The sequence below is a fragment of the Streptomyces sp. NPDC096339 genome, from assembly GCF_044762985.1.
Taxonomy (GTDB): domain Bacteria; phylum Actinomycetota; class Actinomycetes; order Streptomycetales; family Streptomycetaceae; genus Streptomyces.
In genome coordinates, this window is record NZ_JBIWFI010000055.1 from 28653 (window position 1) to 45777 (window position 17125).

A 17125-nucleotide genomic window follows, 5' to 3' on the forward strand; every position below is an offset into this window, starting at 1 on the left:
CCGCTCCTCAAACGCCGGCGCGGCTGGAATTTGCCCTCCGGGCAATCCAGCCGCGCCGAGCGGACGGCAGCAGCCGAAAATCCAGCCCCTCCGGCGTTTGAGGAGCGGGGTGTGGGGCGGAGCCCCAGGTCTTTCAGCCGCGCCCGACGGGCGGCAGCCGCCGAATCCAGCCCCGCCGGCGATCGAGGCGCGGGGTGCGGGCGGCGCCCGCGTGGCTCCGCGCAGCGGGCCCGGTCAGCCTGCCAGGTGCTCCGCCAGGATCGCCGCGTGGCTCCCCGCAGGGTCCCGCACAGCGGTCAGCAGCGTCAGCGGGCCGCCGTCCGCAAGCCCCCGCAGCCGCGAAAGCTCGGCGGCCGCCCCCGGCTCCGCCAACTCCGCCTCGTACCGCTCCCGGAACTCATCCGCGGAGCCACCCCCGTGGAACCACTTCCGCAGCTCCGCCGACGGCGTCACCGCCTTCGGCCACTCGTCCACACCCGCCGCCTCCTTCGACAGCCCCCGCGGCCACAGCCGGTCCACGAGCACCCGTACGCCGTCCTCTCCCGGCTCCGGCGCCTCGTACACCCGCCGCAACCGGATCACCCGCTCCCGTGTCACCGGCCGCCTCCCAGTCCCTTGACCTCGTCCCAGATCGCCGGGTCCAGTACACCCACCCGCTCGGCGAACTCCCACACCGACACCTCCGCCGGCCGGTCCGCCTCCAGGAAACTCGCCCGGCCCTGCGCCCGCAGCGTCCCCGGCGGCAGCGGGATCACCCCGGCCCGCCGGTCGTCGTACTTCCCGGTGATCCACGCGACCCGCGCCCGGTGGCCCCGCACCGACTCCGCCGCCAGGACCAGGCACGTACGGCCGTCCGCCAGCCTCCACAGCTCGCCCGACCGCGGATGCGGCGGCGGGCCCGCGCCGTGCGCCGGGGGAGACCTGCGGGGGCCGCCCGGCCGACGGCGCCCGGCGACCAGAACCACCAGCGCGACGGCCACGACCGCGGCCACCGCGGGCCACCAGGACGTGTCCATGGTTCGACCGTAGCCGCGCCACCCGCACCCGGCACGGCAACGCCCGTGCCCCGCGTCGCTCCCCCGGGTGACAGCGCAGGTGATTCCCCCCACAACGGCCTGCCGCGGAGGAGCGACCGGCCGATTCGCGCCTTACGCTCGACCCACGCACGGCCCGCATTCCGTCCACGGACCGTCCTCGGAGGTTCACGCTCCATGAAGCTCACCGTCGTCGGCTGTTCGGGGTCGTTCCCGTCCGCGGAATCGGCCTGTTCGAGCTACCTCGTAGAGGCCGACGGCTTCCGGCTGCTCCTCGACATGGGCAACGGCGCCCTCGGCGAGCTCCAGCGCCACATCGGTCTCTACGACCTCGACGCGATCTTCCTGAGCCATCTGCACGCAGACCACTGCATCGACATGTGCGCGTACTTCGTCGCCCGCTTCTACCGGCACGAGGGCGGCCGCTGCGGCACCATCCCCGTCTACGGCCCCGAGGGCACCGAGAAGCGCCTGACGACGGCGTACGACGACGTCCCCGACGAGCGCTCGATGAGCGAGGTCTTCGACTTCCGCACCCTGAAGCCGGGCACCTTCGAGATCGGCCCGTTCCAGGTCCGCACCGAGCGGGTGAGCCACCCCGTGGAGGCGTACGGGATCCGCGTCGAGCACGGCGGCCGCTCGCTGACGTACTCCGGGGACACCGGCAGCTGCCCCGAGCTGGCCCGGCTCGCCGAGGGCACCGACCTCTTCCTGTGCGAGGCCTCCTTCACACACGGCAAGGAGGACATCCCGGACCTCCACCTCAACGGCCGGGAAGCCGGCGAGTACGCGCACGCCGGCGGTGTCGGACGGCTCGTCCTCACCCACATCCCGCCGTGGACGGACCCCGAGCAGAACCTGGCCGACGCCCGCGCGGCCTTCGACGGCCGGGTCGACCTGGCGTACGCGGGCGCCGTGTACGAGGTCTGAGACACCGGGTACGCGACGCGAGAAGCCCCCGCCCTCCCTTCCGGGAGAGCGGGGGCTTCGTCGTACGGGCGGCGGTACGGCCTACTTGGCCTCGGCCTTCGCCAGCTCGGCGAGCTCCTCGTCGGACTCGCGGCCCGGCGTCGGGAGGTTGAACTTCGTGATCGCGAAGCGGAAGACGAAGTAGTACACGGCCGCGAAGCAGAGGCCGACGCAGGCCAGGCCCCACGGGTTGTCGGCGATGCCCAGGTTCAGCAGGAAGTCGACCGCGCCGGCGGAGAAGCCGAAGCCGTCACGCATGCCCAGGGCCCACGTCAGCGCCATGGAGACGCCGGTGAGGACCGCGTGGATCGCGTAGAGCACCGGGGCGATGAACATGAAGGTGAACTCGATCGGCTCGGTCACACCGGTCACGAAGGCGGTGAGCGCGAGGGAGAACATCATGCCGCCGACGACCTTGCGGCGCTCGGGGCGGGCGCAGTGGACGATCGCGAGGCAGGCCGCCGGGAGGGCGAACATCATGATCGGGAAGAAGCCGGTCATGAACTGTCCGGCGGTCGGGTCACCGGCGAGGAAGCGGCCGATGTCACCGTGGACGGCGCCGGTCGGGGTGTCGAAGGAGCCGGCCTGGAACCACGGGAAGGAGTTCAGCAGGTGGTGCATGCCGATCGGGATCAGCGCGCGGTTGGCGACGCCGAAGAGACCCGCGCCGACGGCGCCCGAGCCGGTCAGCCACGTACCGAAGCTGTGCAGGCCGGAGCCGAGGACCGGCCAGATGAGGCCGAAGACGATGCCGGTGACCAGACCCGCGAAGGCGGAGAGGATCGGGACGAGGCGGCGGCCGCCGAAGAAGCCCGCCCAGTCCGGCAGCTTGGTCCGGTAGAACTTCTGGTACAGCAGGGCCGTGATGACACCCATCACGACACCGCCGAGGACACCGGCGTTGACCGGGGCGTCGACCTCGACGATCTTGCCCGCGACGACCTTGGCGACCTTCGGGAGGTTGCTGTCCGTGAAGGTGGCGAGCACCTTCTGGAAGACCAGGTAACCGGTGACGGCGGCCAGCGCGGTCGAACCGTCCGACTTCTTCGCGAAGCCGATCGCGATGCCGACGGCGAACAGCAGCGCCATGTTGTCGAGGATCGCGCCACCACCGGCGGCCATATAGCCGGCGATCTTGTTCACGAAGGCGGGGAAGGTGTCCTTCCCGAGCATGTCGCCCGCGCCGAGGCGGAGCAGGAGCGCGCCGGCGGGCAGCACGGCAACGGGGAGCATGAGGCTCCGGCCGATGCGCTGCATGACGGCCATCACGCCAGCGCCCTTCTTCTTTTCCGCAGCGGTCGCTGTGGACATGTGGTTCCTCCAGTGGGCAAGGCGCCGCCAGGGGCAAGGAAGGGGGGAGGCGACGTCTCGGAAAGGGGGCTCCCGGGGGCCGGACCCCGGCCCACGTGGTCTACACCAATCCGTGGTGTAGACCAGTTGTAGCACGGTGAGGGATAGATAAGGAACCTTCGATTTCCTGTGGTCTACACCACATCCGGCGTGTCGGCGCCCCACACCCGGGCCGCCGGGTTACCGGACATGCCGAAGGCCCCCGGAACCGGTGGTCCGAGGGCCTTGAACACGGGCCGAAGGGCCCGCTCGCCGCAAGGGCGCGACTACGCCTTGGTGTTCTCCGCCTGCATCGCCGCGATCTCCTCGTCCGACTCCCGACCCGGCGTCGGAATGTCGAACTTCGTGATCGCGAAACGGAAGATCACGTAGTAGACGACCGCGAAGCCCAGGCCGATCGGGATGATCAGCCACGGCTTCGTCGCCAGCCCCCAGTTGATGACGTAGTCGATCAGACCCGCCGAGAAGCTGAACCCGTCGTGCACGCCCAGCGCCCACGTCACCGCCATCGACACGCCCGTCAGCAGCGCGTGGATCGCGTACAGCGCCGGCGCCACGAACAGGAACGAGTACTCCAGCGGCTCCGTGATGCCCGTGACGAACGAGGTCAGACCCACCGACAGCATCAGACCGCCGACCTCCTTGCGCCGCAGCGGCTTCGCGCAGTGCGCCATGGCCAGGGCCGCCGCCGGGAGGGCGAACATCATGATCGGGAAGAAGCCGGAGAGGAACATGCCCGCATTGGGGTCGCCGTTCAGGAACATGTTGATGTCGCCGTGCACCGTCTTCCCGTCCGGCGTGGTGTAGCTGCCGAACTGGAACCACACCGGCACGTTCAGGAACTGGTGCAGGCCGATCACCAGCAGCGCGCGGTTCGCGACGCCGAAGATGCCCGCACCCCAGTAGTCCAGGCTCACCAGCCAGTTCGAGAAGCTCTCCAGCGCGTCACCGACCGGCGGCCAGACCCACAGGCAGATCACGGCGAAGCCGATCGCCACGAAGGACATGATGATCGGGACGAGCCGGCGGCCGTTGAAGAAGCCCAGCCAGTCCACCAGCTTCACCCGGTGGTAGCGCTGCCAGAACCAGGCCGCGAGCAGGCCCATGATGATGCCGCCGAAGACCCCCGGGTTCTGGTACGTGTACGAGACGAACGTGTCGTTCGGCCCCAGGCAGCCGCCGCCGATGTCCTTGGTCCCCACGGGGCACGGCTTCTGGAACGCGTGCAGCACTCCGCGGTAGACGAGGAAGCCGGTCACCGCCGCGAGGGCGGTCGAGCCGTCCGCCTTCTTGGCCATGCCGATCGCGACGCCGATGCAGAAGAGGAGGGGCAGGCCGAGGTCGGGGTCGAGCAGGGCGCCGCCCGCGCCGGCCATGATCTTGGCGACGCCGGTCCAGCCCAGCCCTTCGGCGCCGAAGACGTCCGGCTGCCCCAGCCGGTTGAGGATGCCCGCCGCGGGCAGTACGGCGATCGGGAGCTGGAGGCTCCGCCCCATCTTCTGCAGCCCCTGGAACAGGCTGTTCCACCACTGCGCCCGTGGCTTCGCCCGCGGCGCTCCCGCGGCACTGCTCGCGCTCATCGGCATCCTCCCTGACCGGCCCGTTTTTGGCTGTCGCGGCACGTGCGGCACACTGGTGTAGACCAGTTGTGGGCAGGCGGCTGCTGATCATCATGATTCGGCAGGTAGTGGACGCGCGCTCGCGAAGATGGGCCAACCGTGCGTTACGGTGACGAAACGGACCGCACCGGTGCCGCCGAGACTCGTTCTTCGTATGACTCAGGGAGAAACACATGGCCACCAAGGCTGAGAAGATCGTCGCCGGGCTCGGCGGTATCGAGAACATCGAAGAGGTCGAAGGCTGCATCACGCGCCTGCGCACCGAGGTCGTCAACCCCGACCTCGTCGACGAAGCCGCCCTCAAGGCCGCCGGCGCCCACGGCGTCGTGAAGATGGGCACCGCCATCCAGGTCGTCATCGGCACCGACGCCGACCCGATCGCCGCGGACATCGAAGACATGATGTGAGCCTGCGCGTGAGCCGGGCGCACTGAAGCACCCCCGAGGACCCCGTACGGATGCCGCACGCACCCGAACGGGGTCTTCGCCGTTCCCCCGCACCGACTAGGCTCGGCGCCATGTCTCGCATCGACGGCCGCACGCCCGAACAGCTCCGCCCGGTCACCCTCGAACGCGGATGGAGCAAGCACGCCGAGGGCTCCGTCCTCATCTCCTTCGGAGACACCAAGGTCTTCTGCACCGCCTCCTTCACCGAAGGCGTCCCGCGCTGGCGCAAGGGCAGCGGCGAAGGCTGGGTCACCTCCGAGTACTCGATGCTGCCCCGCTCCACCAACACCCGCGGCGACCGCGAATCCGTCCGCGGCAAGATCGGCGGCCGCACCCACGAGATCTCCCGCCTCATCGGCCGCTCGCTGCGCGCCGTGATCGACTACAAGGCCCTCGGCGAGAACACCATCGTCCTGGACTGCGACGTCCTCCAGGCCGACGGCGGCACCCGAACCGCCGCCATCACCGGCGCCTACGTCGCCCTCGCCGACGCCATCGCCTGGGGCCAGAAGAAGAAGCTCATCAAGGCCGGCCGCAAGCCCCTCACCGACACCGTCGCCGCCGTCAGCGTCGGCATCGTCGACGGCGTCCCCCTCCTCGACCTCTGCTACGAGGAGGACGTGCGCGCCGAGACCGACATGAACGTGGTCTGCACCGGCGACGGCCGCTTCGTCGAGGTCCAGGGCACGGCCGAGGGCGAGCCCTTCGACCGCAAGGAACTCAACGCCCTCCTGGACCTCGCCGCCGGCGGCTGCGCGGACCTCCAGGCCATCCAGCTCAGCGCGCTGCAGCTGGAACTGTAGGCGTCCGGTTCCGCGTCTGGCAGGGTACGGGCGCACGGTGTCGAAGCCGCGCGCCCGTCCACGTATCCACACCCCTGGGGGACCAGAAACATGAAGCTCCGCAAGCACCGCATAGCGGCCGTGGCGCTGGCCGCCGCCCTCACCGTCCCCGCCCTCACCTCCTGTGACGCGATCTCCACGGCGATGGACTGCGCCAACACGGCGGTCGCCATCACGGACGGCGCGAACGACCTCCAGCAGGCGGTCTCCAACGCGGGCAACAGCCCGCAGGACGCCCAGAACGCGCTCAACCAGATCGAGACGAACCTGAAGAAGATCGGCGACCAGACGGACAACGCCGACCTGAGCAAGGCCATCAGCTCGATGAACACGGCCGTCAAGAACGTCCGCACCGCCATCGACCAGGGCAACCCGACCCCGGACATCACGCCGGTCGCCGACGCCGCCTCCGAACTCTCGAAGGTCTGCACCCCGGGATAATGGGGCGCATGTCCTCCACGCCCGCTCCCCGCCTGATCCTGGCCACCCGCAACGCGGGCAAGGTCACCGAACTCCACGCCATCCTGTCCGCCGCCGGCCTGCCGCACGAGCTGGTCGGCGCGGACGCGTACCCGGAGATCCCGGACGTCAAGGAAACCGGCGTCACCTTCGCCGAGAACGCCCTCCTCAAGGCCCACGCCCTGGCCCAGGCCACCGGCCTCCCGGCGATCGCCGACGACTCGGGCCTCTGCGTGGACGTCCTGCACGGCGCCCCGGGCATCTTCTCCGCCCGCTGGGCCGGCCGGCACGGCGACGACCGGGCGAACCTCGACCTCCTCCTGGCCCAGCTCGGCGACATCGCCGACGAACACCGCAGCGCCCACTTCTTCTGCGCGGCGGCCCTGGCCCTCCCGGACGGCACGGAACGCGTGGTCGAAGGCCGCCTCCTGGGCACCCTGCGCCACACCCCCTCCGGGACGGGCGGCTTCGGCTACGACCCGATCCTCCAGCCCCTGGGCGAGTCCCGCACCTGCGCGGAGCTGACGGCGGCGGAGAAGAACGCGATCTCCCACCGGGGGCAGGCGTTCCGGGCGCTGGTGCCGTTCGTCCGGGCGTTGCTGGGCTGAGCCCGGGTACGCCGACGGCCGGTCACCTCGTACGAGATGACCGGCCGTTGCTGTGGGCCCGGTGGGACTCGAACCCACGACACACCGGACCTAAACCGGCGCCCTCTGGCCAGCTGGGGTACGGACCCGCGCGCTCAGCTTACTGGTCGACGGCAGGTCGTTGCGATGGGATGACCGTCCTTGATCGCTTGGCGAAGGTCGGAGTCTGGCTGTGGCAGGAGGGGCACAAATAGCGGAGGTTCTCCCGACGGTTGTCCAGCCGGTCACCGTTCACGTGGTCGATCTCCAAGACGAGCCGTCGCCCGCGCCACACATCCCCTGTCCCGCACTCCGCGCATACATGCGGCACTCCGAGGTCATCCAGGGCTCGACGCAGCATCGCCGTCTTGGTGCGCGCGGAGCCCGGCTCGAGTCGCTTCAGGATCTCCGACGAGGGCATGCGCGAGGGAGAGGGGCGGCCGATGGTGTGACCTTGGCCGGTGAAGTGCTCTGTCGACAGACCGTATTCCTCGATGCTCCGCCTGGCTCTGGCGCGGCCGGCACTGTCGAGCGGGTGGCGGCCGAGTGCACGCATGACCCCCGCCATGCTCTGCGAGTCGGCGACCGCAGGTCCGATCTCCTCCAGGTCGAAGAGACGGCGCGACGAAGGGACGTCCCGGCGGGGGAAGTGCGAGGTGTCTATCCCGAACCGGTCGACGAGCTTGGCGATATGGGTGCGGGCACTGTTGTACGGCTCGACGCCCATGTAGGCGAGCATCCCCTCGATGCTGTCCGTGTGGGCGGCCGCGTCCCGGAGCCGCTCCTCCGTGTAGTGCTGCCGGATCCGTTCAGGGAGCGGCTCGTCGACGAAGTGAGACGTGTCGATGCCGTAGTGGGCCAGCCTGTCCCGCAGGTATCGGCGAGGGCCGGCCAGGAGCGGGGTGTCGAGAAGCCTCATGAGGTCCACCAGGCTGGTGGCCTGCGGCGCGGTTCGGGTCAGCAGATCCCGCGTGTACCCGACCTTGCTCATGCTGCCCGCCTCGCCTTGCGACCGCGGTACGTGTCAGTGGCCGCGTGGCAATTGGGGCACAAGAGGCGGAGGTTTTCACGTCGGTTGTCCCACCAGTCGCCGTTGATGTGATCGACCTCGTGCTTGAGCGGCCTGCCGTTCCATACCGGGCCGACGCCGCACTCGTCGCATACCTCGTGAACCCCGACTTTCAGCAGCTCTCGTCGTAGGCGTACACCGGGAATCCTGCCGTCCTGCGGATCCCTGACCGTGAGGGCCGGTCCCAGAGCGCCCTTGGGTCGCCTCCGGGCTGCGACGAAGTGCGAGGTGTCGATGCCGAGAGCCGCGATCCGCCGTGCGATGTGTGCCTGGTTCCCGCCGACGTTGCTGATGCCGAGGCGGCCGACCACCTCCGAGATGGACGTGGACTCGGCCACCAGGTGCCGAAGCCGCTCCTCCGTATGGCGTGCCCACTTCGTGGGGAAGTGGGAACAGTCGATTCCCGCCTCCCGCATCTTCGCCCGCAGATAGCGCCGGCTGCCGTTGGTCGGCGTGCCGCCGCACCACCTGACGGCGTCGTCCCAATTGTTCGTCTCGCGGGCTGCGGCTTCCAATAGCTCACGGGTGTATCGGACTGCCATCACTCCCCCTATCGGCCGCACATGCGGCCCTCGCACGGAGTAACGAACCGATAGTCGGACGGTCACGGGAAATCTCGTCCGATAAACGCGGCGACCCGCACCCCATCGGGTGCGGGCCGGTCCGGCGGGAGGTGGGCTCAGATGCCCAGGTCCTTGATGATCTTGGCTACGTGGCCCGTGGCCTTGACGTTGTAGAAGGCGTGTTCCACCTTGCCCTCCTCGTCCACGACCACCGTGGAGCGGATGACCCCGGTCACCGTCTTGCCGTACAGCTTCTTCTCGCCGAACGCGCCGTACGCGGCCAGCGTCTCCTTCTCCGGGTCGCCGACCAGGGTGACCTTCAGGTGTTCCTGCTCGCGGAACTTCGCCAGCTTCTCCGGCTTGTCCGGGGACACGCCGATCACGTCGTAGCCGGCCGTGGCCAGCACGTCCAGGTTGTCCGTGAAGTCGCAGGCCTGCTTCGTGCAGCCCGGGGTGAGGGCCGCCGGGTAGAAGTACACGATCACCTTGCGGCCCTTGTGGTCGGCGAGCGAGACCTCGTTGCCGTCCGCGTCGGGCAGGGTGAAGGCGGGGGCGGTGTCGCCCGGCTGCAGTCGCTCGCTCATGTCAACAGTCTCCTCGGGAGGGCACCAGCATCGTTATGGAACGAGACTAAGCTGACGATGAGTCCATGGGGCGCTACGCCCCATGCGGGACACGACGACGAAACGACGACGGAGGCAGCGCGGTGCCGGAAGCCAGGACCCCCGCACAGATCGAGGCGGACATCGTCCGCCGCCGCGAGCAGCTCGCCGAGACGCTCGACGAGATCGGCGTGCGGATGCACCCGAGCACGATCATCGGGGACGCGAAGGCCAGGGTCGCCTCGACCGTCGACCACACCGCCGGGCGTGCCTTCGCCGCCGTGAACCGGTGCGTCAGCGATGTGCAGGCGGGGCTGCGCGACGAGAACGGGGCTCCGCGCGTCGACCGGATCGTGCCCATCGCGCTGGTCGCCGTGGGGCTGGTCGGGCTGATCGTGGTGTCGGCGCGCCGCAAGCGGGGATGACCCTCCGGAGTACAGGGTGGGCGCGGGCAGGTAAGTTCGAGGCGTGAGCGAGAACACCACCCACGACAAGCTGCCCATCCGCATGCTCCACGACCGCGTGCTCGTGAAGTCCGACCTGCCGGAGGGCGAGCGCCGCTCGGGCGGCGGCATCCTGATTCCGGCGACGGCCGCGGTCGGCAAGCGGCTGGCCTGGGCCGAGGTGGTCGCGGTCGGGCAGAACGTACGGTCCGTCGAGCCGGGCGACCGGGTGCTGTACGACCCCGAGGACCGGGCGGAGGTCGAGGTGCGGGGGGCGACGTACGTGCTGATGCGCGAGCGGGACCTGCACGCGGTGGCCGCGGAGCGGCTGGAGGGGTCGGAGGACTCCACCGGGTTGTACCTGTAAGCGAAGCCCGAGGGGCCGGTGATCGAGATCACCGGCCCCTTTCGTGTCCCTTTGCTACGGTGGAGGAGAACCCCGACGAGACGCGCCGTACCGGGTCAATGACAAGACGACGCACCCCCGTACCGCTCGATGTCTCGTCGTCCCGGAGGTGCCGTCATGGCATGGGTTCTTCTTCTCGTCGCCGGTCTGCTTGAGGTCGGCTGGTCGATCGGCATGAAGTTCACCGAGGGTTTCACCCGGCTGTGGCCCAGTGTGTTCACGGGTGCCGGGATCGTGGCCAGCATGGTGCTGCTGTCGTACGCCGCGAAGACCCTGCCCATCGGTACCGCGTACGGGGTGTGGGTGGGCATCGGTGCCGCGGGTGCGGCCGTGCTCGGTATGGCGGTACTGGGTGAGCCCGTCACCGCCGCCCGGATCTTCTTCATCAGCCTGCTGCTGGTGGCCGTGGTGGGGCTGAAGGCCACCTCGGGGCATTAGAGGGCGTCCGGTCATTCCAGGAACGCGGAGGGCGGCGGGCGGCGGCCCGCGGCTCCGGCGCCCGTTCCCGCGTCCGCGCCCGTTCCCGTGCCCGCGTCGGTGCCCTGGGTGCCCGCGGTGGTGCCGCCCTGGTCGCCCTGGGTGGTGCCGCCGTTGTTCTGGCCGTTGTTGGTCTGCCCGTTGTTGGTTTGGCCTCCCTGGTTCTGGCCGCCGTTGTTCTGCCCGCCGTTGTTCTGGCCCCCCTGGTTCTGGCCGCCGTTGTTCTGCCCGCCGGGAGGGCTCGGCCGGTTCGGGCGGCCGGGGCGGGTCGGGGAGGGTTCCTCCGGGGTTTCCTCCGGTGAGGTCGGCTCGAAGCTGGGGGAGGGCGGGGGCGGGACCGCGCCCGGCTGGAGTTCGAGGTCGAAGTCCTCGGGGTCGGTGCCCTCCAGGGCCGTCTTCGTGTAGGCGGCCCAGATGCGGGCCGGGTAGCCGCCTCCGCCGATGCGTGCTTCGCCGAGGGCGCCGTAGAGGGATTCGAGGGTTCCGGTGTCCGGGTCCTGGCCCATCATCGCGACCACCGTGACCAGGTTCGGGGTGTAGGCGGCGAACCAGGCCGAGCGGTCCAGCTCGGCGGTGCCGGTCTTGCCGGCGGCCGGGTGGCCGGCGGCGAGGGCCGCGGTGCCGGTGCCGTTGTCGACGACGCTGACCAGCATGGACGTGGTGGTGTCGGCGGATTCGCGGCTGACGGCCTGGGTGCGGGGGCGGTCGGGGAGGCCGATGGTGTCGTCCTCCTTGGTGATCTTCTCCAGGAAGGTGTACGGGGTGCGGTGGCCGTGGTCGGCGAGGGTCGCGTACGCCTGGGTCATGTCGAGGACGCTGGCCTGGAGGGTGCCCAGGGCCATGGCCGGGCCCAGCACGAAGTTCGGGGTGTTCTCGGGGATGCCGAGGTCGACGGCGGTCTTCTTGACCTTCACCGTGCCGACGTCGACGACCATCTGGGCGAAGACGGCGTTGACGGAGAGGTCGGTGGCGGTGTTGACGGTGATGTTGCCGTAGGAGACCTGGCCCTCGTTCTCGGGGGCGTAGGGGACCCGGCTGCCGACGACTCGGCGCTTGTTGTCGCCGTTGTAGATCGTGTACGGGGTGATGCGGCGGCCGTCCTGGGTGCGGGAGTCGTTCTCGACGGCGGCCGCGAAGACGAACGGCTTGAAGGTGGAGGCGACCTGGTAGTCGTGGCGGGTCGCGTTGTTCACGAACTGCTTGGTGTAGTCGATGCCGCCGTACATGGCGACGACCTTGCCGTTGGAGGGGTCGATGGAGACGCCTCCGGCGCGTACGTAGCGGTCGGCCTTGCGCGTTTCCGGTTCGAGCTTGCTGATGACCTGGGCGTTGACGGCGTCCACGAAGGCGTTCTGGCGGCGCTTGTCGATGGTGGTGGTGATCCGGTAGCCGCCCTCGGCGAGGGTCTTCTCGTCGAGGATCTTGTTGTCGGTGATGTAGTCCTTGATGGCTTCGACGAGGTAGCCGCGCTGCCCGGAGAGTCCGGCTGCGGGGCGGACCTTGCCCGGTTCGGGGAAGCGGGTGGCGGCGCGTTCGGCGGCGGGCATCCAGTTCTTCTTGACCATGCCGTCGAGTACGTAGTTCCAGCGGGCGAGGGCGCGGTCGCGGCCCTGGGGGTGGGAGACGACGTCGAAGGCGCTGGGGGAGTTGAGGAGGGTGGCGAGGTAGGCGCCCTCGGCGGTGCTGAGTTTGCCGACGTCCTTGCCGTAGTAGGCCTGGGCGGCGGCCTGGATGCCGTAGGCGTTGCGGCCGAAGTAGCTGGTGTTGAGGTAGCCCTCGAGGATGTAGTCCTTCGACTTCTCGCGACCGAGTTTGATCGCGATGAAGAACTCCTTGACCTTGCGTTTGATGGTCTGTTCCTGGCCCAGGTAGTAGTTCTTGACGTACTGCTGGGTGATGGTGGAGCCGGACTGGGTGCCCTTGCCGGTGGCCGTGTTCCAGGCGGCGCGGAGCATCGCCTTCGGGTCCACCGCCCGCTCGGAGTAGAAGTCCCGGTCCTCGGCGGCGAGTACGGCTTCCTGGACGGTCCGGGGGATCTGGGAGAGCGGGACGTTGACGCGGTTGACCTCGCCGTCGCGGGCGAGCTGGGTGCCGTCGGAGTAGAGGTACACGTTGGACTGGGCGGTGGCGGCGGAGTTGGCCGGCGGGATGTCGACGAGCAGGTAGCCGGCGACGAGGGCGCCGCCGAGCAGCAGGGCGAGCAGGAGTACGCCGCCCAGGAGCATGCGCCAGGTGGGGACGAGGCGTCGCAGGCCGGAGCGTTGGCGGCGGGGTTCCCGGCCGCGCTTGCGGCCGGGCTTCTGCGCTCGTGGTGGCTGGGGTCGTGGCTGCTGCCGTCCGTCGGGGGAGTCCGGGTCGCGAGGGGTCCAGCCCGGGGGTGGTGACTGGTCGCTCATCTCCGGGGACTCTCCTTGCCGCCGTTCGAAATATCCACTTCTGTACCTCATTGTGTCTACCCGATGGCCGGTGATTCCGCTCCGGACGGGCGTAAATCGGTCGCGTGGATCGCCCCTCCGCACTAAGCTCGCGCGCTTTGGCCGACGTAGGAACGACGTGGGAAACGGAGGGATACGGTGCGTCAGCGAGTGGGCCTCTACCTGGCGGTGGCCGCGGGCGGGTTCCGGCGCTACGCCACGTACGGGACGGCGACGGCGGCCGGGGTGTTCACCAACACCGTGTTCGGTTTCATCCTCGCGTACACGTACATCGCGTTGTGGGACGAGCGCCCCGGTCTCGGGGGGTACGACCAGGCGCAGGCCCTGACCTTCGTGTGGGTGAGCCAGGGGCTTTTGGCGGCCGGGGCGTTGTTCGGCGGCGGCTTCCAGGAGGAGATCCAGGAGCGCGTCCGTACGGGTGACATCGCGGTCGACCTGTACCGGCCGGCGGACCTTCAGATGTGGTGGCTGGCCTCGGACATGGGCCGGGCGGGCTTCCAGCTGGTGGGGCGCGGGGTGCTGCCGCTGGTGGCGGGCTCCCTGGTCTTCACGCTGGCGCTGCCCGCCGATCCGGTGCGCTGGGCGCTGTTCCTGGTGTCGGTCGGGCTCGGCCTGGTGGTGAGTTTCGCGGTGCGCTACCTGCTGGGGTTGATGGCGTTCTGGCTGATGGACGGGTCGGGGATCAACCTGGTGGCCACCGTGGTCGCGATCTTCTTCTCGGGGATGCTGCTGCCGCTGACCGTCTTCCCGGGCGGTTTCGGCGAGTTCGTGCGGGTGCTGCCGTGGTCGGCGATCCTGCAGGTCCCGGTCGACGTGCTGATGGGCAGGCACGCGGGGGCCGGGAGCGTGGTGCGGGCGTTGGGGTTCCAGGCCTGCTGGGCGCTCGTACTGCTGGGCGTGGGGCGGGTGTTGCAGTCGGCGGCGACGCGCAAGGTGGTGGTGCAGGGTGGCTGAGACGGCGCTGGTGGAACGGGAGCCGGAGCCGAGGCGCGACCCGGAGCCGGGGCGGGCCGCGACGGCTTCCCCGCCCGAGGAGTCGCGGCGGCGCGGCCGGGCGGTGGAGGGGGTGCGGGGCTACGGGCTGATCGTGGCGATGTGGATCCGGTCGACGATGACGTACCGGACGTCCTTCCTCCTGTCGGCCTTCGGGAACGCGGCGATCACCCTCCTGGACTTCGTCGCGATCTACATCATGTTCTCCCACGTGGACGTGCTGGGCGGTTTCACGCTGCCCGAGATCGCCTTGCTGTACGGGACCTCGTCGGCCTCCCTGGGTCTGGCGGACCTGCTGATCGGCAATACGGACCGGATCGGCGTCCGGATCCGCGACGGGTCGCTGGACACGATGCTGGTGCGTCCGGTGCCGGTGCTCGCGCAGGTGGCGGCGGACCGGTTCGCGCTGCGCAGGCTGGGGCGGGTGGCGCAGGGGCTGGGGGTGCTGGGCTGGGGGCTGTGGGAGCTGTCCGAGCGGGTGGACTGGACCGCGGGCAAGGTGCTGCTGGTGCCGGTGATGATCGTGGCGGGGGCGGGGATCTTCGGCGCCGTGATGGTGGCGGGGGCGGCGTTCCAGTTCCTGGCGGGGGACGCGGCGGAGGTGCAGAACTCCTTCACGTACGGCGGGAACACGATGCTGCAGTACCCGCCGACGGTGTTCGCGAAGGACCTGCTGCGCGCGGTGACCTTCATCGTGCCGCTGTCCTTCGTCAACTGGCTGCCGGCGCTGTACGTGCTGGGGCGGCCCGATCCGCTGGGTCTGCCGGGGTGGGTGGCGTACCTGAGCCCGCTGGTGGCCTTCGTGGTGTTCCTGCCCGCGTCGCTGGCGTGGCGTGCGGGTGTCCGTTCGTACCGGAGTACGGGGAGCTAGCTGTGCGGGATGTGCTGATCTCATTGGACGGGGTCGAGAAGGTCTTCGACGTACGGCGTCGGGTGGGCCCGCTGCGCCGGGAGAAACGCCAGGTCAGGGCGGTGGACGGGATCAGTTTCGAGGTGGCGCGCGGGGAGGTGGTCGGCTACATCGGGCCGAACGGCGCCGGGAAGTCGACGACGATCAAGATGCTGACGGGGATCCTGACGCCGAGCGGCGGGCGGCTGCGCGTCGCGGGCATCGATCCGGCGCGGGAGCGGATGCGGCTGGCGCACCGGATCGGGGTGGTGTTCGGGCAGCGGACCACGCTGTGGTGGGACCTGCCGCTGAAGGACTCGTACGGGCTGATGCGGCGGATGTACCGGATCCCGGAGGCGCGGTACCGGTCGAACCTGGAGCGCTGCGTGGAGCGGCTGGACCTGGCGGAGCTGCTGGACGTACCGGTGCGGCAGCTGTCGCTGGGGCAGCGGATGCGGGGGGACATCGCGGCGGCGCTGCTGCACGATCCGGACGTGCTGTACCTGGACGAGCCGACGATCGGCCTGGACGTGGTGAGCAAGGCGAAGGTGCGGGGCTTCCTGCGGCAGTTGAACGAGGAGCTCGGTACGACGGTGCTGTTGACGACGCACGACCTCCAGGACATCGAGCAGTTGTGTGAGCGCGTGATGGTGATCGACCACGGGCGCCTGATGTACGACGGCCCGCTGGGCGGGCTGCACGCGGCGGGTTCGGTGGCGGAGGCCGAGCGGACCCTGGTGGTCGACCTGGAGCGGGAGTTCGCGCCGATCGAGGTGGCGGGCGCGAGGGTGGTGAAGGTGGAGGGTCCGCGGCAGTGGCTGGCGTTCCCGGCGGGGGCTTCGGCGGCGCCGCTGGTGGCGGCGGTGGCGGCGGAGTACCCGCTGGTGGACCTGTCGGTGCGGGAGCCGGACATCGAGGACGTGATCGCGCGGATGTACGCGGGGCGGGGATGAGGTCTCCCCGGGCGGCGAGTAGGGGGAAACCCGGGGTCGGCCTCCGGGTACAACTCCGGGTCCACCCCATACAACTGGCGCCGATCCCTGCATAGTCTGGTGCGCATGAGTGACGACGAGCGGCCGGAGAGGCCGTTGCCGGAGCTGAGGGCGTCCGATGCCGACCGCGAGCGGGTGGTGGAGCGCCTGCGGGACGGCCTCGCGGAGGGCCGGCTCGACATGGAGGAGTTCGAGGAGCGGCTGGAGGCGGCGTACAAGTCGCGGACGTACGCGGAACTCGAACCCCTGACGCGGGACTTGCCGGCGGTGGCGGGATCGACGTCGCCTTCGGCTTCGGCCCGGCCCGCGCCGATGGCCGGGGGCTCGGGGTGGCCGGCCCGGATCGGTGGTACGGGCACGTCCACGACCGCCGTGGCGATCATGTCGGGCTTCCAGCGCAAGGGCCGGTGGACGGTGCCGGCCCGCTTCGACGCGGTGGCGTTCTGGGGCGGCGGGGAGCTGGACCTGCGCGAGGCGGACTTCGCGCAGCGGGAGGTGGTGATCAACTGCATCGCGATCATGGGCGGTGTCGAGATCACGGTGCCGCCGGGCGTGGCCGTCGACGTACGGGGCATCGGCATCATGGGCGGCTTCGACCAGCGGTACGGCGGCGAGCCGGTGGACCCGGACGCGCCGCGGGTGATCGTGACGGGCTTCGCGTTCTGGGGCGGGGTGGGGATCAAGGTGAAGTCGCCGAAGCGTCCGAAGGGCCCGTCGCTCCGCAAGGAGCTGTAGCCGGGTTCCGCTGCCGCGCGCCTCCCGCGGGGTGGCGTGGTTTTGCCGGGTGCGGCGCCGTTCCGGGGGCTCCGCCCCCGCGCCCCCGCGCCTCAAACGCCGGCGGGGCTGGGTGGTGTCCTTGGGCGGGACCGGCCGGGTTGGGGCGGGGGCCCTCCGGAGTGTCTCCTCGTCCT

Annotated in this window: 20 protein-coding genes, 1 tRNA gene and 1 riboswitch; of the genes, 12 read left to right on the forward strand and 9 right to left on the reverse strand. The window is 70.1% G+C overall.

The window, feature by feature from the left end; all coding sequences use genetic code 11:
• Positions 1 to 234: 234 nt before the first annotated feature.
• Entirely contained in the window at positions 235 to 597 is a 363-nt protein-coding gene (locus ACIQ5Y_RS38115) for a DUF488 domain-containing protein (RefSeq protein WP_403891553.1), read from the reverse strand.
• Complete coding sequence (locus ACIQ5Y_RS38120) at positions 594 to 1016, reverse strand: hypothetical protein (RefSeq protein WP_403891556.1); 423 nt, start codon at positions 1014 to 1016, stop codon at positions 594 to 596. Before ACIQ5Y_RS38120 ends, ACIQ5Y_RS38115 begins: the two co-directional genes overlap by 4 nt.
• 195 nt (positions 1017 to 1211) lie before the next feature.
• Between ACIQ5Y_RS38120 and ACIQ5Y_RS38125 the strand changes: the two genes are divergently transcribed.
• Positions 1212 to 1964 (forward strand): MBL fold metallo-hydrolase, encoded by a 753-nt coding sequence (locus tag ACIQ5Y_RS38125; RefSeq protein WP_403891558.1) that lies wholly within the window; start codon positions 1212 to 1214, stop codon positions 1962 to 1964.
• 81 nt (positions 1965 to 2045) lie between these two features.
• On the opposite strand, the gene ACIQ5Y_RS38130 is transcribed toward ACIQ5Y_RS38125, so the two are convergent.
• Together ACIQ5Y_RS38130 and ACIQ5Y_RS38135 are read right to left on the reverse strand one after the other, a co-directional pair.
• Entirely contained in the window at positions 2046 to 3314 is a 1269-nt protein-coding gene (locus ACIQ5Y_RS38130; RefSeq protein WP_403891561.1) for a PTS transporter subunit EIIC, read from the reverse strand.
• Between the two features lie 305 nt (positions 3315 to 3619).
• On the reverse strand, positions 3620 to 4933 hold the full coding sequence (locus ACIQ5Y_RS38135; protein WP_403891564.1) for a PTS transporter subunit EIIC: 1314 nt from the start codon (positions 4931 to 4933) through the stop codon (positions 3620 to 3622).
• 212 nt (positions 4934 to 5145) lie between these two features.
• On the opposite strand from ACIQ5Y_RS38135, the gene ACIQ5Y_RS38140 reads away from it, so the two are divergent.
• The 4 genes from ACIQ5Y_RS38140 (at position 5146) to rdgB (ending at position 7327) form a co-directional block, all read left to right on the forward strand.
• Positions 5146 to 5379: a glucose PTS transporter subunit EIIB gene (locus ACIQ5Y_RS38140; RefSeq protein ID WP_008742596.1), complete on the forward strand. Its 234-nt coding sequence runs from the start codon at positions 5146 to 5148 to the stop codon at positions 5377 to 5379.
• A gap of 110 nt (positions 5380 to 5489) precedes the next feature.
• Positions 5490 to 6221, forward strand: coding sequence for a ribonuclease PH (rph, locus tag ACIQ5Y_RS38145; RefSeq protein ID WP_403891567.1), 732 nt, complete (start codon positions 5490 to 5492; stop codon positions 6219 to 6221).
• A 90-nt stretch (positions 6222 to 6311) separates the two neighbouring features.
• Positions 6312 to 6701, forward strand: coding sequence for a hypothetical protein (locus ACIQ5Y_RS38150; RefSeq protein ID WP_403891570.1), 390 nt, complete (start codon positions 6312 to 6314; stop codon positions 6699 to 6701).
• 8 nt (positions 6702 to 6709) lie between these two features.
• Positions 6710 to 7327, forward strand: a complete 618-nt coding sequence (gene rdgB, locus ACIQ5Y_RS38155) for an RdgB/HAM1 family non-canonical purine NTP pyrophosphatase (protein ID WP_403891573.1) — start codon at positions 6710 to 6712, stop codon at positions 7325 to 7327.
• Between the two features lie 53 nt (positions 7328 to 7380).
• Here the strand turns inward: rdgB and ACIQ5Y_RS38160 are convergent.
• From ACIQ5Y_RS38160 to bcp, 4 genes are all read right to left on the reverse strand, one after another.
• A tRNA-Leu gene (locus ACIQ5Y_RS38160) sits at positions 7381 to 7455 on the reverse strand.
• Between the two features lie 11 nt (positions 7456 to 7466).
• The gene (locus ACIQ5Y_RS38165) at positions 7467 to 8336 is read right to left on the reverse strand and encodes an HNH endonuclease (protein ID WP_403891576.1); all 870 of its coding nucleotides are present in this window, start codon (positions 8334 to 8336) and stop codon (positions 7467 to 7469) included.
• Positions 8333 to 8956 (reverse strand): HNH endonuclease, encoded by a 624-nt coding sequence (locus tag ACIQ5Y_RS38170; RefSeq protein ID WP_403891579.1) that lies wholly within the window; start codon positions 8954 to 8956, stop codon positions 8333 to 8335. The genes ACIQ5Y_RS38165 and ACIQ5Y_RS38170 overlap by 4 nt, the downstream gene beginning before the upstream one ends.
• A gap of 137 nt (positions 8957 to 9093) precedes the next feature.
• Entirely contained in the window at positions 9094 to 9561 is a 468-nt protein-coding gene (bcp, locus tag ACIQ5Y_RS38175; RefSeq protein WP_403891582.1) for a thioredoxin-dependent thiol peroxidase, read from the reverse strand.
• 122 nt (positions 9562 to 9683) lie between these two features.
• Between bcp and ACIQ5Y_RS38180 the strand changes: the two genes are divergently transcribed.
• The 3 genes from ACIQ5Y_RS38180 to ACIQ5Y_RS38190 all read left to right on the forward strand — a co-directional run bounded on the left by ACIQ5Y_RS38180 (position 9684) and on the right by ACIQ5Y_RS38190 (position 10866).
• Positions 9684 to 10004 (forward strand): DUF3618 domain-containing protein, encoded by a 321-nt coding sequence (locus ACIQ5Y_RS38180; RefSeq protein WP_403891585.1) that lies wholly within the window; start codon positions 9684 to 9686, stop codon positions 10002 to 10004.
• Between the two features lie 43 nt (positions 10005 to 10047).
• On the forward strand, positions 10048 to 10389 hold the full coding sequence (locus tag ACIQ5Y_RS38185) for a co-chaperone GroES (RefSeq protein WP_285526381.1): 342 nt from the start codon (positions 10048 to 10050) through the stop codon (positions 10387 to 10389).
• A 43-nt stretch (positions 10390 to 10432) separates the two neighbouring features.
• Positions 10433 to 10505, forward strand: a riboswitch (guanidine-III (ykkC-III) riboswitch).
• Positions 10506 to 10545: 40 nt separating this feature from the next.
• On the forward strand, positions 10546 to 10866 hold the full coding sequence (locus ACIQ5Y_RS38190; RefSeq protein ID WP_249766201.1) for a multidrug efflux SMR transporter: 321 nt from the start codon (positions 10546 to 10548) through the stop codon (positions 10864 to 10866).
• Positions 10867 to 10877: 11 nt separating this feature from the next.
• Here the strand turns inward: ACIQ5Y_RS38190 and ACIQ5Y_RS38195 are convergent, their stop codons facing one another.
• A complete protein-coding gene (locus ACIQ5Y_RS38195; protein ID WP_403891589.1) occupies positions 10878 to 13301 on the reverse strand; it encodes a transglycosylase domain-containing protein in 2424 nt (807 codons plus the stop codon).
• A gap of 177 nt (positions 13302 to 13478) precedes the next feature.
• Between ACIQ5Y_RS38195 and ACIQ5Y_RS38200 the strand changes: the two genes are divergently transcribed.
• The 4 genes from ACIQ5Y_RS38200 (at position 13479) to ACIQ5Y_RS38215 (ending at position 16949) form a co-directional block, all read left to right on the forward strand.
• A complete protein-coding gene (locus ACIQ5Y_RS38200) occupies positions 13479 to 14294 on the forward strand; it encodes an ABC transporter permease (protein ID WP_403891592.1) in 816 nt (271 codons plus the stop codon).
• Entirely contained in the window at positions 14287 to 15204 is a 918-nt protein-coding gene (locus ACIQ5Y_RS38205) for an ABC transporter permease (protein ID WP_403891595.1), read from the forward strand. The genes ACIQ5Y_RS38200 and ACIQ5Y_RS38205 overlap by 8 nt, the downstream gene beginning before the upstream one ends.
• 2 nt (positions 15205 to 15206) lie before the next feature.
• Positions 15207 to 16175, forward strand: coding sequence for an ATP-binding cassette domain-containing protein (locus tag ACIQ5Y_RS38210; RefSeq protein ID WP_403891598.1), 969 nt, complete (start codon positions 15207 to 15209; stop codon positions 16173 to 16175).
• A gap of 105 nt (positions 16176 to 16280) precedes the next feature.
• Positions 16281 to 16949: a DUF1707 domain-containing protein gene (locus ACIQ5Y_RS38215; RefSeq protein ID WP_403891601.1), complete on the forward strand. Its 669-nt coding sequence runs from the start codon at positions 16281 to 16283 to the stop codon at positions 16947 to 16949.
• The last annotated feature ends 176 nt before the right edge of the window (positions 16950 to 17125 follow it).